Origin of the sequence: Aeromicrobium sp. (assembly GCF_036675695.1) — a bacterium.
Taxonomy (GTDB): domain Bacteria; phylum Actinomycetota; class Actinomycetes; order Propionibacteriales; family Nocardioidaceae; genus Aeromicrobium.
This window is the reverse complement of the sequence record NZ_JAKFEL010000196.1, coordinates 1-14,530: the sequence shown is the minus strand read 5'-3', so window position 1 is coordinate 14,530 and position 14,530 is coordinate 1. Positions and strand designations below refer to the sequence as shown.

Sequence of the window (14,530 nt, the reverse complement as noted above, 5' to 3'; positions counted from 1 at the left end):
GATCGACCCGATCCACCCTGAGCTCGAGAAGCCGCTGGAGAAGGTGCTCGGCGAGACGTACGGCCTGATCGTCTATCAGGAGCAGGTGATGGAGATCGCCCAGGTGCTGGCCGGCTTCAGCCTTGGTCAAGCCGACAACCTCCGACGCGCGATGGGCAAGAAGAAGAAGTCCGAGCTCGACAAGCTCTACGCCGGCTTTGAAGCCGGCATGTTCGAGCGCGGCTATTCAGCCAAGGCGGTCAAGACGCTGTGGGAGATCCTGCTCCCGTTCTCCGACTACGCCTTCAACAAGGCACACTCGGCGGCCTACGGAGTCATCTCCTACTGGACGGCGTACCTCAAGGCCAACTTCCCGGCCGAATACATGGCGGCGTTGCTCACCAGCACCCGTGTCGACAAGGACAAGTCGGCGATCTACCTCAATGAGTGCCGGCGCATGGGCATCAAGGTGCTCCCGCCGGACGTCAACGAGTCAGTGTCCAACTTCGCCTCGGTGGGCCCCGACATCCGCTTTGGTCTCGGAGCCATCCGCAATATCGGCGAGCACGTCGTCGCCGGCATCGTCGAAGCGCGCACTGAGAGCGGCGCCTACTCTGACTTCAACGACTTCCTCGGCAAGGTGCCGACCCACGTCTGCAACAAGCGCGTGCTCGACTCGCTCATCAAGGCCGGTGCGTTCGACTCGCTTGGGCATCGCCGTCGGGCGCTGACATCGGTGGCTGAGGAGGGTGTCGATCTCTATATCGACCTCAAACGACAAGCGGCGATCGGGCAGGACTCACTGTTCGGTGGCGGCGATGACGTCTTCAGCGGCGGCGCCATCGAGGTCCCCGGTTCGATGCCGGAGTGGGACAAGACGCAGCTGTTGGCCTACGAGCGCGACATGTTGGGTCTCTATGTCTCCGACCACCCGTTGCAGGGCTTGGAGCACGTGCTCAAGGCCAGCAGCGACTGCACGGTCGGCGAGCTGCTGACCGACCTCGAGCGACCGGACGGCAGCACCGTACGCATCTGCGGACTCATCACCGGCGTCCAGCGGCGCATGAGCAAGAAGGGCGACAGCTGGGCCTCGGTCACCCTGGAGGATCTCGAAGGTGGGATCGAGGTGATGGTCTTCCCGGGCGCCTATCAGCTCGCAGTTCCGGTGCTGATCCCCGACACGATCGTCGTCGTCAAGGGCCGCATTCGGCGCAACGACGATGGCATCGAGATCAACGCCCTCGAGGTGACGATGCCTGCAATGGGTGACGGCCGACCTGACACACCGCTGCAGGTCAGCCTGCCGGTCGCACGTTGCACGCCCGACACGATCGCGTCGTTCAAGCAGGTGCTTGGCGCGCATCCCGGTACGGCCGAGGTGCACCTGCGGCTGATCGGCAACGGCACAACCAAGGTCATGCGGCTCGATGACACCCTGCGGGTCGCTCATTCGTCGTCGCTGATCGCCGATCTCAAAGAGCTGCTGGGTCCGCATTGCCTGTCGTGAAGTTGTGGGTCTCCGTCGTCGCAATGCTGCTGCTGGGTGTTGCGGCGGGTGCTGTCTGGCAGTGGCAGGCCACACCTGCTGAGTGGGAGGTGCGCGCCGACGGCAGCATCGTGCTGACCGAGATAGCTGCGCGAGACCAGTTCGGGGTCATCGTCGTGTTCGTGATCGCAGGGGCGATTGTGTCGCTGATCTGGGGGTTTGCGACCACGTTCGCGCTGCGCGACCTCGGTTGGCGACTCACCCCATTCGTGATCCTCACGACCCTCGTCGCCGCTGTGATCGCCTGGCAGGTGGGAGTGGCGCTGGGTCCGGAGGGCCCACAGGCCGCCGTCGATCCGAACGTCGGTGACTTCCTGCCGTCCAAGCTCGAGATCGACAGCATCCCGCCATTCGTGGCGTGGCCGCTCTTCGGCATTCTCGGCGTGGTGCTGTCGACCTGGATGAGCAAGGAAGCGCCCGACCACGTCGGAGCACACGAGTTCTAGCGCGCGAGTCTGGCCACCACGGCTGACGTCACACGTACGAGATCGGCCGGGTCGAGCTCAGCTTCCAACCCGCGGCGTCCGCCCGAGACGAACACCGTTGGCCACTTGGTCGATGACCGGTCGATGACGGTCGGGTGCTGACGCTTCTGGCCAAACGGCGAGATGCCACCGATGACGTAGCCGGTCGCCCGTTGAGCCTGCGCCGTGTCGGCCATTTGCGCCTTCTTGCCGCCCAGCGCTTCGGCGAGTGCCTTCAGGTCAAGGGAGCCCATGACCGGCACGATGCCGACGCACAACTTGCCGTCGACCAGGGCCATGAGTGTCTTGAACACGCGGCCCGGGTCGACGCCCAAGGCCTCTGCAGCCTCCATGCCGAACGAGTCCGCGCGCGGGTCATGGGTGTATGAGTGCGTGGTGAACGCGACATCGGCGCGATGGAGCGCGACGAAGGCCGGCGTCGCATCGTTGGGCTTCCCGTTGGCTCCCACACGTTCACCATAGACTTGCCGACGTGATGCGCCGCCTCGATGCGAGGAAACTCAGTCCAACTCCCGACGAAAGTCAGGGGGTCTATCGCGCTGCCGTCCCGCGCGCGGCACTCGACGTCGATCAGGCGCTCGCGACGATCCGTCCGATCTGTGACGACGTTCGCGATCGTGGGGTCGAAGCAGTGCTCGACGCTGGCGAGAAGTTCGATGGCGTACGCCCCGCCGAGCTCAGGGTTCCCGCCGCAGCGTTGGTCGATGCGCTCGCCGATCTCGACCCCGATGTCCGGGTCGCCCTCGAGGAATCCGTTCGCCGACTCCGCCAGACCTGCGAGGCGGAGCTCGAGCAGACCATCGTCAGCGACGTCGCTCCGGGAGCTGTGGTCGAGCGCCGCATCGTCCCGATGCAGCGAGTCGGCCTCTACGTTCCGGGTGGTCTTGCTCCACTCGTGAGCACCGTCGTGATGAATGCGGTCCCGGCGCAGGTCGCAGGCGTACCCGGCATCGCACTGGCGAGCCCACCGCAGAAGGAGTTCGGCGGACTTCCGCACCCGACGATCCTTGCCGCGTGTGCACTGCTCGGAATTGACGAGGTCTATGCCGCAGGTGGGGCTCAGGCGCTCGCGATGTTCGCGTACGGCGCAGGGGAGTGCCGGGCAGTCAACCTGATCACCGGACCCGGCAACATCTACGTCGCGGCCGCCAAGCGTCACCTGCAGAGCATCGTGAGCATCGATGCCGAGGCAGGACCCACCGAGATCGCGATCATCGCCGACGACTCGGCTGACGCTGCGTTCGTCGCGGCTGACCTGATCAGCCAGGCCGAGCACGATCCGATGGCTGCGAGCGTGCTGATCACCGACAGCGAGACGCTCGCCAGCCAGGTTGATGCCGAGCTGGAGTCACAGGTGACCGTCGCCAAGCACGCCGAGCGAATCCGCACGGCGCTCACGGGCCAGCAGTCGGCGACCGTTCTCGTACGCGACATCGACCAGGCCGTCGACGTCGCCAACGCGTACGCCGCCGAGCACCTCGAGATCCAGACAGCCGGCGCCGAAGCCGTGGCTGCGCGCATCGTCAATGCGGGAGCCATCTTCGTGGGCAACCACACTCCGGTCTCCCTCGGCGACTATGCCGCGGGCTCCAATCACGTGCTTCCGACGGCTGGTTGCGCGTGTCACTCCTCGGGTCTTTCGGTGCGGGCGTTCTGCCGCAACATGCACGTCGTGACCTATTCCGCCGACGCCTTGCGCGAGGTCGGCGACCATGTGGTCGCGCTCGCGGAGGCGGAGAATCTCCCGTCGCACGGCTCTGCCGTGTCGATCCGTACCTCTCGGGAGCACTAGACAATGCCCGTTCCCGAGTGGGTGCCGATCCGTGACGACCTGCGCGCCTTCGAGCCGTACGGTGCGCCGCAGATCCCCGACGTCATCAACCTCAACGTCAACGAGAATCCGTACGCTCCCAGCGCGCAGGTGGCGGCGGACATTGCGGAGGCTGTTCGCATTGCTGCGAGCGGGCTCAATCGCTATCCAGACCGTGAGGCCACGGCGCTGCGCACGGCGTTGGCCGACTATCTCGGCCATGGACTGACTGCTGACCGCGTCTGGGCGGCCAACGGCTCCAACGAGGTCATGCTGCAAGTCCTGCAGGCATTCGGCGGCCCGGGGCGCACAGCGCTGTCGTTCGCGCCGACGTACTCGATGTATCCCGAGTACGCCCGCGACACCCACACCCGCTGGGTCACCGGGACACGCGAAGAGGACTTCACGATTGACCTCGAGCGCGCGCTCAAGCTGATCGCCGCCGAGCGGCCCGATGTCGTCCTGCTGACGTCTCCCAACAACCCCACCGGCACGGCGCTGCCGCTGGACGCTGTGCGGGCTGTCATGGAGGTCGCACCGGGAGTCGTTGTCGTCGACGAGGCGTACGCGGAGTTCCGCCGCGCGGGCACGCCGACGGCGCTTGAAGTACTCGATGAGTTCCCGCGACTACTGGTCTCGCGCACGATGAGCAAGGCCTTCGCGCTGGCTGGCGGACGCCTTGGGTATGTCGCCGCCGATGCCGCCATCATCGATGCGCTCCGGATCGTCCGATTGCCCTATCACCTGTCCGCCGTCACCCAGGCCGTGGCGATCACGGCTCTCGCCCACAGCGATGAATTGCTCGCCCGGGTCGACGAAATTCGCGCCTCAAGGGACGAGCTCGCGACGTGGTTGAAGGACCAGGGTCACGAGGTCGCCGACTCCGATGCGAACTTCGTCCTGTTCGGCAGATTCGCCGATCGACACGCCATTTGGCAGGGCTTGGTCGACCGCGGCGTCCTGATACGGGAGACTGGACCCGAAGGATGGTTGCGCGTGTCAGTCGGCACGCCAGCCGAAAACGCCGTTTTCCGACAATCACTACAGGAGGTGACCCGATGACGCGCCAAGCCCGAATCGAACGGAAGACCTCTGAGTCGCATGTTGTCGTCGAGGTCGATCTCGACGGAACTGGCGTCAGTGACATCTCGACAGGTGTGGGTTTCTACGACCACATGCTGACGGCTTTTTCGCGTCACTCGCTGATCGACCTGACCGTACGGTCCGAAGGCGACATCCACATCGACGCGCACCACACGGTCGAGGACACCGCGATCTGCCTGGGTCAGGCACTCCGTGAGGCACTCGGCGACAAGATCGGCATTCGCCGCTACGGCGACGCGCTCGTACCGCTTGACGAGTCCATCGCTCAGGCGGTCGTCGACGTCTCCGGACGTCCCTACTTCGTGCACAGCGGCGAGCCCGATCGGCAGATCACGGCGATCATCGGTGGCCAGTACACCGGTGCACTCACCGCACACGTCTTCGAGTCGATCGCGCACCACGCTGCGATCACCCTGCACGTACGCCTGCTGGACGGGCGCGATCCGCACCACATCGCGGAAGCGCAGTTCAAGGCCGTCGCACGTGCGCTGCGTGACGCTGTCGCGATCGATCCTCGCGAGTCAGGCATCCCCAGCACGAAGGGTGCTCTGTGAATCTCGATACGCCGCTCGTCCCTCGCGGCTACTCGATCACCGTTTGGAGCGCCAGAGGCGCACTGTGTCATTGAAGCCTCGCGTCGCGGTCCTCGATTACGGCTCAGGCAACCTCCGCTCGGCAGTTCGTGCCGTCGAGCGTGCCGGAGCCGAAGCCGAGCTGACGAGCGACGCGAAGGTGGCCGCAGAGGCGGACGGTCTGTTGGTGCCAGGAGTAGGCGCGTACGCGGCGTGCATGGCGGGCTTGGTGTCAGTTGACGGCGTACGGATCATCGAGCGTCGGCTCATCGCCAACCGCCCGGTGCTCGGCATCTGTGTGGGCATGCAGGTGCTGTTTGGCGAGGGCATCGAGCATGGCGTGCGCACAGAGGGCTGCGGTGAGTGGCCAGGCGTTGTTGAGCGGCTCCAGGCACCGATCGTGCCGCACATGGGCTGGAACACTGTCATGCCCGGCGAGGGGACCCAGATGTTCTCGGGAATCGAGGACGAACGGTTCTACTTCGTGCACTCGTACGGCGTGCGCAACTGGGTGCTGTCGCAACCTCCTGCTCTAAAACCACCGGCGGTCACGTGGACCGAGTACGGCAACGACCGCTTCGTCTCGGCTGTCGAACACGGTCCGTTGTGGGCGACGCAGTTCCACCCGGAGAAGTCGGGCGACGCCGGGGCGCAGCTGCTTCGCAACTGGCTCGCAACGCTCTGAGCCTGCACCGATACGCTGCTCCGGTGACTCTCGAACTTCTTCCCGCCGTTGACGTTGCTGATGGCCAGGCCGTGCGCCTGGTGCAGGGTGAGCTCGGCAGCGAGACCTCGTACGGCTCACCGCTCGACGCTGCCCTCCAATGGCAGACCGATGGGGCCGAGTGGATCCACCTCGTGGACCTCGACGCAGCATTCGGCACCGGCTCCAACCGTGAGCTGCTCGCCGACGTCGTCGGTCGACTCGACGTCAAGGTCGAGCTGTCGGGCGGCATTCGCGACGATGCGTCGCTCAAGGCGGCCCTCGCGACCGGCTGCACCCGCGTCAACCTCGGCACTGCAGCCCTCGAGGACCCGGAGTGGTGCGCCCAGGCGATCGCCACGTACGGCGACCAGATCGCCGTGGGACTCGACGTACGCGGTCACACGCTTGCTGCTCGCGGCTGGACGCAGGAGGGCGGCGACCTGTTCGAGGTGCTCGAGCGACTGGAGCGCGATGGCTGCGAGCGCTACGTCGTCACCGACGTGACCAAGGACGGCACCCTGACCGGGCCCAACCTTGACCTGCTGCGCGAGGTGTGTGCGGCCACGAACAAGCCCGTGGTGGCTTCCGGCGGAGTCTCCAGCCTTGACGATCTGCGGGCGATCGCCGGATTGACCGGGATCGGTGTCGAGGGCAGCATCGTCGGCAAGGCGCTGTATGCCGGAGCGTTCACGCTGCCGGAGGCGCTCACCGCTGTGAAAGAGGCCTAATCCGTGACGGCATCGGACGACATCTGGTCGACGTTCTCGGCTGATCCGCGTACGTCTCCCACCCTGAAGGCGACCGATGCCGACCGTGATGCCCTGGGTGCCGTACTGCGTGAGGCTTTTGCCGACGGCCGCCTGACGTTGACTGAGTACGACAAGCGAGTCGATGTGGCACTGGGCGTTGGCACGCTCGGCCAGGTGCACGAGCTCGTTGCGGACCTGGTTGCCGCTGCTGACGACTTCACGCCCAATCCGGTGGCGCTGGACATCCAGCCCAAGGCGGTCGTGAAGTACGGACGCGAGCTTCGCAATGCCCGCAACCGCTTCGTGTTCCTGACGGTTTCGTCCGTCGCGATCTGGTTGGCGACGAGTCTTGCCGGAGCTCCGTGGTGGGCGATCTGGCCGGTGGTCCCCATCGGGTGGTCGTGGCTGGTCTACCGATCGACGCGGGACAATGCCGCGACGCGCATCAAGGACATTGCGGACAACATCGCCGAGACCCGCCGTACAACCCGCGACCTGGACTAGAACCACCCCTGCGCAATCTCTTGCCAGAACTGAATTCCGCCATAGACGGTCAGGCCAAGCAATCCGGCCACAATGACGAAGCCGAGGAACACACCGAGGACGACACCGCCACCGGGCAAGTCGTCGTCACGCCTGACGGGCGGGAGTGGGATCCGCTGCATGTGTAACGCGAGATGCTGCTGGTCGCAGTAGCGAAAGGTGAGCTCCTCGCCGCTCACGAGGGTGCTCGGCGGGTCGTCCCACTCGCCGGTGTCGACTCGTCGATGGACTCCCACGATGAGCGGCGTATCGGTACGGGTGTCGATGGCAGCGCGACAGTAGTCGCACAGGTGTGTGGTGGTCACCAGGTCAGCAGCCGCTGCGCATGAGTTCGGGCTCGTCGCCAGAGGTGACCTCCATGAAGGTCACCTTCGAGCCGGGCTTGATCGAGTCGACCGTGGTGTCGCCGAACAGGAAACCGATGTGATCGTCGCCGAGAGTGTGGATCACGCCGGCCTGGCCGAAGCCGAGCTCGGCAGGTTCGGAAGCGTCGGGATAGGCGGCCTGGATCTCGGCGAGCGTGCTGCCGATACCGACGCCAGCTGAGGTCTTGGGGCCACCCTCACGTACGCCGAGAGAGGTGATGTTGCCGTCCTCGTCGGTGAGTACGTCGACACCGTCGTACTCCTTCTTCCACTGCAGCTCGAACGTGCAACCCGCGACGCCGTCGACGTCAGCATTGAAGAAGCCGGTTGCGACCGCTTGCTCCTTGGTGATGCCGACGCTGACTCCGCCGATACTCCCCGGACGTACGACGAACTCGGTCGGTTCGGCTGGAGCCGTGGTGGTCGAGGCCGTTGCGCTTGGGGTGGAGGTCGTCCCGGGTGGGGTCGGCTCGTCAGAACCGCCGCAGCCCGCAAGAAGCAGGATCAGTGCAGCAGCCCCCGCCATCGTGCGGCGCATCAGCAGCCGTCCCGGATCAGCTCTGGCTTGTCACCCTTGGTGACCTCCATGAAGACCACCTTCGACGACTCAGTCGTATCGAACGCGTTCTCGTTGTACAGGAATCCGAGGTAGCGGTCGCCGACGACGATGTAGTTGCCGGACTGGTCGAACCCCGCTTCTTCGACCGGGGTGAGATCGGCGTGGGCGTCCTGTATCTGCCCGAGCGTGCTGCCAACCCCAATTCCTTCGGCGGTCTTGGGTCCGCCTGCGCTGATGCCCATCGACACGATGCGGTCCGAGTCGTTCAGGAACACATCGAGTCCTGTGCCAACCGACGGTTTCCACTCCAGGGGCGAGACCCCGCGGCAGTCGTCGGAGCCGTGGTCGACGTCGGTGTTGAAGAGTCCGGTGGCGGCGGCCTGCGCCTTCGACATGCCGACCAAGGCAGCTCCAACACGCCCTGGTGCCACGACGAACGGTTCCTCGGCGGGTTGCGTCGGCGTCGTGGTGGTGACAGTCGTCGCAGTGGGCGTGGGGGTCGCCGTCGCCTCTGGGGTGTCGTCGTCGCCACCACGGTTGAGCGCGAACACGAGCACCAGTCCGAAGACCAGAAGCATCGCGATCGCGGCAAGGGTGTGTTTCGCGTTCCATCCAGTCAGCATGCGTCGATGCTAGTGGTGAAAAGACCGTCCGTGTGGGCAGATACGCTCGTTGGGTGAGTCTTGCCGTACGCGTGATCCCGTGCCTGGATGTCGACAACGGCAGAGTGGTCAAGGGCGTCAACTTCGTCGACCTGCGTGATGCGGGCGATCCGGTCGAGATGGCCAAGATCTACGACACCGAAGGCGCGGACGAGCTGACGTTCCTCGACATCACGGCATCGTCCGACAGCCGCTCGACCACCTACGACGTGGTGGGACGTACGGCCGACGAGGTCTTCATACCGCTGACAGTCGGTGGGGGCGTGCGCACACCCGACGATGTTGATCGTCTTCTGCGCGCCGGGGCCGACAAGGTCGCGATCAACACGGCCGCGATCGCCCGGCCCGAAGTGGTTGCCGAGATCGCCCAGCGATTTGGCAACCAGGTGTTGGTGCTCAGCGTCGACGCTCGTCGCAGCGCGGACCAGCCGAGTGGCTATGAAGTCACGACGCACGGCGGTCGTACATCTGCTGGGCTCGACGCGGTCGAATGGGCTCGGACGGCCTCCGAGATGGGTGCCGGAGAGATCCTGCTCAACTCGATGGACGCAGACGGCACAAAGAATGGCTTCGACCTGGAAATGATTCGGGCGGTCCGCAGCGTTACACAAGTGCCACTCATCGCGAGTGGTGGCGCCGGCCGGCTCGAGCACTTCCCGCAGGCCATTGATGCCGGTGCTGACGCCGTGCTCGCCGCGAGTGTGTTCCACTTCGGTGAGCTGACCATCAGACAGGTAAAAGAGACGTTGCAAGCAGCCGGTCATAGTGTCCGATAGCACGACCAAGACGCCCGACGGCGATCTGGGATCTGACGACCACAGCCGCATCACGCGGCGTGGCGTGAGCCTGCTCGGCCGCGGCATCCGGGACGAGAAGTTCCTGTTCTCGATCTCCGTGCTCGGAGCGTTGCTGTTCGGTGCGATGACCGTCGCCGATGCCTGGGTGCTCGGCTGGGCGACGGATCACGTCATCCGCCCGTCGTTCGCTCGTGGCGACGTTGCGGAAGGCGCACTGTTCGCGGCGATCGCACTGTTCATGGCGGTCGCGATCCTTCGCGCGCTCGGCGTCATCGGCAGGCGACTGATCGGCGGCATCGTCTACTACCGACTTGTCGCCACCTACCGCCGCAAGGTCACCCGCAAGTACCTCGCGCTGCCGATGTCGTGGCACCACCGCCACCCGACGGGGCAGCTGCTGTCCAACGCCAACGCCGATGTCGAAGCGGCCTGGGCGGTGTTCATGCCGTTGCCGATGGCGATCGGTGTGATCGCGATGCTGGTCGCAGCGATAGTCGCGATGCTTGCCGCCGACGTCGTGCTGACGTTGGTCGGTCTGGTCGTGTTCCCCGCGTTGTTCCTGATCAACGTCTACTACCAGCGCTGGCTGTCGCCCAAGGTCGCGCACGCGCAGTCGCTGCGCGGGGCCGTCAGCGCCGTCGCGCATGAGTCGTTCGATGGCGCGATGGTCGTGAAGTCTTTGGGTCGTGAGTCCGACGAGACCGAGCGGTTCAAGCGCGTCACCGAGGAGCTGCGCGACGCCAACATCGAGGCCGGCCGCATTCGCAGCATGTTCGATCCGCTGCTCGAGGCGCTGCCCAGCTTCGGCATCCTGCTCGTCATCGTTCTCGGTATCGGCCGGGTCGCGAGCGGCGCTGCCGATCCGGGTGACGTTGTCTCGGTTTCCTACTTGTTCACCGTTGTCGCGTTCCCTGTGCGCGCCATCGGTTGGGTCCTGGGCGAGCTTCCGCGCAGCGTCGTCGGCTGGAACCGCGTCGAGTCGGTGCTCGACGAGCGCGGCTCGATGTCGTACGGCGAGGCGTCACTCGAGGGCACGGGCCCCGTCGCACTCAACGTGGAGAAGGTGTCGTTCCAGTTCGCAGATGCCGATCGCGATGTGCTCAAGGGCATCGACCTTCAGGTCGAACCCGGCCAGGTCGTCGCGGTCGTCGGCGCCACCGGTAGCGGCAAGAGCACGCTGACCTCGCTCCTGACGCGACTGGTGGACCCCAACGCCGGCACGATCTCGGTTGACGGTGTCGACATCCGCGACCTCACCCACGACGAGCTTGCCCGCGCGATCGCCGTCGTACCGCAGGGCACCTTCCTGTTCGATGACAGCGTGCGCGCGAACGTCACGCTCGGCGGTGACTACCCCGACGAAGACGTGTGGGCTGCGCTGCGGACCGTGCAGGCCGACGGGTTCGTCTCGGCGCTGCCGCGCGGCCTGGACAGCGAGCTGGGCGAGCGCGGCACGACCTTGTCGGGCGGCCAGCGCCAGCGGCTGTCGCTGGCCCGTGCCCTCGTACGCAATCCACGACTCCTGGTGATGGACGATGCGACAAGTGCTGTCGACCCTGAGGTCGAACAGCGCATCCTCAAGGCTCTGGCCGCGCACACGTCTGATGCGGACGGCCCGACGGTGCTCGTCGTCGCCTACCGCAAGGCGACCATCGCGTTGGCCGACGAAGTTGTCTTCCTCGACGACGGTGTCATCGCTGACCGCGGCAACCACGACGAGCTCATCGCTCGCTCCGCCGACTACCGCAACCTCGTCAACGCCTACGACCTCGCGAGGGAGGCACTCTCATGAGCGAGATCACGGCAGAAGCCGACCGGCTTACGGGGCTGGCGATCGTCCGTCGCGGCCTCTCGCTGTCCCCGGCGATCAAGGATGGCCTCGGGTTGACTCTGGTGCTCGCCATGCTGAGCACAGTCGGCGGTTCGGTCGTCCCAATCCTGATCCAGGTCACCGTTGACTCCGGCCTCGGCGACGGCGGCGAGACGAGGCTGAGTGATGTCGCCTGGTATCTCGCAGGCGCAGCGCTGCTGATAATCGTGACCGGCCTGATTGCCTACTGGATGCGCGTACGCCTGTTCGTCGCCAGTGAGACGGGGCTCGCGCAGATGCGCGTCGACGCGTTCCGTCACGTGCACGACCTGTCGATGCTGACGCAGAATGCCGAACGTCGCGGGGTACTCGTGTCGCGGGTGACCTCCGACATCGACCAGATCTCACAGTTCCTGCAGTTCACCGGAATCATGCTCGTCGTCAGCGTCGGACAGATCGTGGTGGCGACCGGGATCATGGCTTACTACTCGTGGCAGCTCACGGTCGTGGTGCTCGTCACCTTCCTGCCGCTCTTCATCAGCCTGAAGTGGTTCGCCGACCGGCTGAGCCGTGCGTACGACATCGTGCGCCGGACCGTCGGCGAGATGTTGGCGGTCATCGCTGAGCCCGTCGTCGGCGCGTCCGTCGTACGCGCTTACGCGATCGAGCGCCGTACCCAGGATCGCGTCGATGCCGGCATCAAGGGCAACCTCGATGCCAACGTCAAGGCGCAGCGCCTCGTCGCGGTCACCTTCGCCTCGGCCGGCGTTGCTGGCGGACTCGCCAACGCGGGGGTCATCGCCTTCGGCGTGATCCTCGGCGTGCGCGGTGATCTGTCAATCGGCACTGTCATCGCGTTCGCGTTCCTCGTGGGGCTGCTCGTCGGACCGGTCCAGATGGCAACTCAGGTGCTGACTGACGCGCAGAACGCCATCGCGTCCTGGCGTCGCGTCATCGAGCTGCTCGACACGCCCGCGGATGTCGTAGACCCGGGCAACACGGGCGTTTCACTGCCCGGTGGCACGCTTGGCGCCCACTTCGACAAGGTGACCTTCGCCTATCCAGATGGCCCGGACGTGCTGAAGGGCATCGAGGTCACGATCGAGCCTGAGCAGAGGGTCGCCATCGTTGGCGAGACCGGCTCAGGCAAGACGACGTTCGCCAAGCTGCTGACGCGACTGATGGATCCGACCTCAGGAGCGGTCAGGCTCGGCATCCCGTCAGGCCAGCTTCAATCCGGGGAGTGGCAGGACATCAGCACGGTCTCGTTCGAGGAGCTGCGCAAGCACATCCTGATGGTGCCGCAGGAAGGCTTCCTGTTCGACGCCACGCTGCGCGCCAATCTTCTCTACGGCAAGCAGGACGCCACCGACTCAGAGCTCAAAGACGTCATCAACGACTTGGGTCTCGCCGACTGGTACGCAGCGCTGCCTCGAGGACTCGACAGCCAGGTGGGTCAGCGCGGTGAGTCTCTGTCTGCCGGAGAACGACAGCTTGTCGCGCTCGTACGCTCTGCCCTTGCCGATCCCGAATTCATCGTTCTCGACGAGGCCACCAGTGCAGTCGATCCGCAGACCGAGCTCCGTGCGACCCGTGCGCTAGACCGACTGCTCGACGGCCGTACCAGCGTCACGATCGCCCACCGCCTCTCGACGGCGGAGAACGCCGATCGCGTCCTGGTGTTCGACGCAGGTCAGCTGGTCGAGGACGGGACGCATGCTCAGCTCGTCAATGCCGGCGGGGTCTACTCACGCCTGCACGCCAGCTGGATCGCACAGGCTTCACTTGCCTCGCACACGGTTGTCGAGCCCGCCTGACAGACTGGACAACGTGAGCTCCCTTGATCCAGCCATCGCTTCACGCCTCAAGCGTGACGCGGATGGCCTTGTGCCCGCAGTCGTCCAGGATGCCGAGAGCCGTGATGTGCTCATGGTCGGTTGGATGGATGACGAGGCGCTGCATCGGACCCTGACGACGGGGCGCGGCACCTATTGGAGCCGCAGCCGTCAGGACTACTGGGTCAAGGGCGACACGTCCGGCAACACGCAGGCAGTCCGCGAGGTTCGCCTCGACTGTGACGGCGACACGATTCTGGTGATCGTCGATCAAACCGGCCCTGCATGTCACACGGGAGATCGCACCTGCTTCGAAGCGGACCAGCTGTTGTGACCCCTCGGCGCCTCTACGCACCGGTCGTGCTCGGCACGCTGGCCGCCGGGGGACTGGCGTTCTTTGCGCTCGGCCGCATCTGGGCCCGCTCGGAAGTTGTGGCCGATGGGCTGACGACCGACAAGGTCTCGGCAACCGGCACGGATGCGCATCCGCTCGCGTCGGCGTTGGCACTGGTCATCATCGCGTCGGCGCTGGCGATCCTGGCGGCGTCCAAGCGCATACGCCGCGCTGTCGGAGTCCTGACAGTTGTCGTGGCGCTCGTCGGGATCTGGATCGTCGTGCTCGGCGGCGACGCCCTGGCTGACACGCTGACTGCTGCGGTCGAGAAGTCACCAGCGTTCACGGGCGGCAATCACCCTGACGTGGTTGAAGAATCGTCGTGGCGATTCGTCGCCATGTTCGCGTTCGCCGCGGCAGCGATTCTTGGCGCAACCACAACGCGTTGGGCACCGCAGTGGCCGACCATGAGCAGCCGTTACGACGCGCCGCCCGTACGCCCGAGTGCGCAGCAGACTCAGGATGACCACGACATGTGGAAGGCATTGGACGAGGGTCGGGATCCGACCCAGTAGTCTGAGCGAAGTTCACGACCCACGAGGAGAATCATGCACGGATCATCGCCAGCCGCCTGGACCGCAGTTCTGTTGTGTCTGGCCGGCATCACGATCGGC

Annotated in this window: 17 protein-coding genes and 1 pseudogene; 14 read left to right on the top strand and 4 right to left on the bottom strand. The window is 65.5% G+C overall.

The window, feature by feature from the left end:
- Together V6M39_RS12625 and V6M39_RS12620 are read left to right on the top strand one after the other, a co-directional pair.
- Positions 1 to 1,486 (top strand): helix-hairpin-helix domain-containing protein (locus tag V6M39_RS12625; RefSeq protein WP_332644166.1); only part of this gene is annotated, 1,486 nt, incomplete at its 5' end.
- Positions 1,483 to 1,971, top strand: a complete 489-nt coding sequence (locus V6M39_RS12620; protein ID WP_332644165.1) for a hypothetical protein — start codon at positions 1,483 to 1,485, stop codon at positions 1,969 to 1,971. The genes V6M39_RS12625 and V6M39_RS12620, both read left to right, overlap by 4 nt.
- On the opposite strand, the gene ybaK is transcribed toward V6M39_RS12620, so the two are convergent.
- Complete coding sequence (gene ybaK / locus V6M39_RS12615) at positions 1,968 to 2,459, bottom strand: Cys-tRNA(Pro) deacylase (RefSeq protein ID WP_332644164.1); 492 nt, start codon at positions 2,457 to 2,459, stop codon at positions 1,968 to 1,970. The two genes, V6M39_RS12620 and ybaK, sit on opposite strands and share 4 nt — an antisense overlap.
- 26 nt (positions 2,460 to 2,485) lie before the next feature.
- Here ybaK and hisD point away from each other — a divergent pair, with 26 nt between their 5' ends.
- The 6 genes from hisD to V6M39_RS12585 all read left to right on the top strand — a co-directional run bounded on the left by hisD (position 2,486) and on the right by V6M39_RS12585 (position 7,455).
- Positions 2,486 to 3,802 (top strand): histidinol dehydrogenase, encoded by a 1,317-nt coding sequence (gene hisD, locus V6M39_RS12610; RefSeq protein ID WP_332644167.1) that lies wholly within the window; start codon positions 2,486 to 2,488, stop codon positions 3,800 to 3,802.
- A gap of 3 nt (positions 3,803 to 3,805) precedes the next feature.
- Positions 3,806 to 4,882: a histidinol-phosphate transaminase gene (locus tag V6M39_RS12605; protein WP_332644163.1), complete on the top strand. Its 1,077-nt coding sequence runs from the start codon at positions 3,806 to 3,808 to the stop codon at positions 4,880 to 4,882.
- Positions 4,879 to 5,478 (top strand): imidazoleglycerol-phosphate dehydratase HisB, encoded by a 600-nt coding sequence (hisB, locus tag V6M39_RS12600; RefSeq protein ID WP_332644162.1) that lies wholly within the window; start codon positions 4,879 to 4,881, stop codon positions 5,476 to 5,478. The genes V6M39_RS12605 and hisB overlap by 4 nt, the downstream gene beginning before the upstream one ends.
- 70 nt (positions 5,479 to 5,548) lie before the next feature.
- Positions 5,549 to 6,181 carry an imidazole glycerol phosphate synthase subunit HisH gene (gene hisH / locus V6M39_RS12595; RefSeq protein ID WP_332644161.1) on the top strand — a complete coding sequence of 211 codons (633 nt, stop codon included), beginning with the start codon at positions 5,549 to 5,551 and terminating at the stop codon, positions 6,179 to 6,181.
- 23 nt (positions 6,182 to 6,204) lie between these two features.
- The gene (gene priA / locus V6M39_RS12590; RefSeq protein WP_332644160.1) at positions 6,205 to 6,930 is read left to right on the top strand and encodes a bifunctional 1-(5-phosphoribosyl)-5-((5-phosphoribosylamino)methylideneamino)imidazole-4-carboxamide isomerase/phosphoribosylanthranilate isomerase PriA; all 726 of its coding nucleotides are present in this window, start codon (positions 6,205 to 6,207) and stop codon (positions 6,928 to 6,930) included.
- 3 nt (positions 6,931 to 6,933) lie between these two features.
- On the top strand, positions 6,934 to 7,455 hold the full coding sequence (locus V6M39_RS12585) for a DUF1707 domain-containing protein (RefSeq protein WP_332644159.1): 522 nt from the start codon (positions 6,934 to 6,936) through the stop codon (positions 7,453 to 7,455).
- Here the strand turns inward: V6M39_RS12585 and V6M39_RS12580 are convergent.
- Genes V6M39_RS12580 through V6M39_RS12570 form a run of 3 tightly spaced genes read right to left on the bottom strand, consistent with a single transcriptional unit; the run spans position 7,452 to position 9,041 of the window.
- Positions 7,452 to 7,799 carry a hypothetical protein gene (locus V6M39_RS12580; RefSeq protein WP_332644158.1) on the bottom strand — a complete coding sequence of 116 codons (348 nt, stop codon included), beginning with the start codon at positions 7,797 to 7,799 and terminating at the stop codon, positions 7,452 to 7,454. The genes V6M39_RS12585 and V6M39_RS12580 overlap by 4 nt on opposite strands.
- Before the next feature lie 4 nt (positions 7,800 to 7,803).
- A complete protein-coding gene (locus V6M39_RS12575) occupies positions 7,804 to 8,397 on the bottom strand; it encodes a hypothetical protein (RefSeq protein ID WP_332644157.1) in 594 nt (197 codons plus the stop codon).
- Positions 8,397 to 9,041, bottom strand: coding sequence for a hypothetical protein (locus tag V6M39_RS12570; protein ID WP_332644156.1), 645 nt, complete (start codon positions 9,039 to 9,041; stop codon positions 8,397 to 8,399). Before V6M39_RS12570 ends, V6M39_RS12575 begins: the two co-directional genes overlap by 1 nt.
- A gap of 53 nt (positions 9,042 to 9,094) precedes the next feature.
- Here V6M39_RS12570 and hisF point away from each other — a divergent pair, with 53 nt between their 5' ends.
- From hisF to V6M39_RS12545, 6 genes and pseudogenes are all read left to right on the top strand, one after another.
- Positions 9,095 to 9,856 (top strand): imidazole glycerol phosphate synthase subunit HisF, encoded by a 762-nt coding sequence (hisF, locus tag V6M39_RS12565; RefSeq protein WP_332644155.1) that lies wholly within the window; start codon positions 9,095 to 9,097, stop codon positions 9,854 to 9,856.
- 145 nt (positions 9,857 to 10,001) lie between these two features.
- Positions 10,002 to 10,730: pseudogene (locus V6M39_RS18115) on the top strand (ABC transporter transmembrane domain-containing protein); the annotation flags it as partial.
- A gap of 150 nt (positions 10,731 to 10,880) precedes the next feature.
- A complete protein-coding gene (locus V6M39_RS18110; RefSeq protein ID WP_442880797.1) occupies positions 10,881 to 11,669 on the top strand; it encodes an ABC transporter ATP-binding protein in 789 nt (262 codons plus the stop codon).
- The gene (locus V6M39_RS12555; RefSeq protein WP_332644153.1) at positions 11,666 to 13,504 is read left to right on the top strand and encodes an ABC transporter ATP-binding protein; all 1,839 of its coding nucleotides are present in this window, start codon (positions 11,666 to 11,668) and stop codon (positions 13,502 to 13,504) included. Before V6M39_RS18110 ends, V6M39_RS12555 begins: the two co-directional genes overlap by 4 nt.
- Before the next feature lie 13 nt (positions 13,505 to 13,517).
- Positions 13,518 to 13,856, top strand: a complete 339-nt coding sequence (hisI, locus tag V6M39_RS12550) for a phosphoribosyl-AMP cyclohydrolase (RefSeq protein ID WP_332644152.1) — start codon at positions 13,518 to 13,520, stop codon at positions 13,854 to 13,856.
- A complete protein-coding gene (locus tag V6M39_RS12545) occupies positions 13,853 to 14,431 on the top strand; it encodes a Trp biosynthesis-associated membrane protein (RefSeq protein WP_332644151.1) in 579 nt (192 codons plus the stop codon). The genes hisI and V6M39_RS12545 overlap by 4 nt, the downstream gene beginning before the upstream one ends.
- Positions 14,432 to 14,530 lie beyond the last annotated feature (99 nt).

Excerpts from the sequence above, each read along its gene's own strand:
- hisD (WP_332644167.1), top strand. The coding sequence starts at position 2,486 with ATGCGCCGCCTCGATGCGAGGAAACTCAGTCCAACTCCCGACGAAAGT.
- V6M39_RS12605 (WP_332644163.1), top strand. The coding sequence starts at position 3,806 with ATGCCCGTTCCCGAGTGGGTGCCGATCCGTGACGACCTGCGCGCCTTC.
- hisB (WP_332644162.1), top strand. The coding sequence starts at position 4,879 with ATGACGCGCCAAGCCCGAATCGAACGGAAGACCTCTGAGTCGCATGTT.
- V6M39_RS12575 (WP_332644157.1), bottom strand. The coding sequence starts at position 8,397 with ATGCGCCGCACGATGGCGGGGGCTGCTGCACTGATCCTGCTTCTTGCG.
- V6M39_RS12570 (WP_332644156.1), bottom strand. The coding sequence starts at position 9,041 with ATGCTGACTGGATGGAACGCGAAACACACCCTTGCCGCGATCGCGATG.
- V6M39_RS18110 (WP_442880797.1), top strand. The coding sequence starts at position 10,881 with ATGTCGTACGGCGAGGCGTCACTCGAGGGCACGGGCCCCGTCGCACTC.
- V6M39_RS12555 (WP_332644153.1), top strand. The coding sequence starts at position 11,666 with ATGAGCGAGATCACGGCAGAAGCCGACCGGCTTACGGGGCTGGCGATC.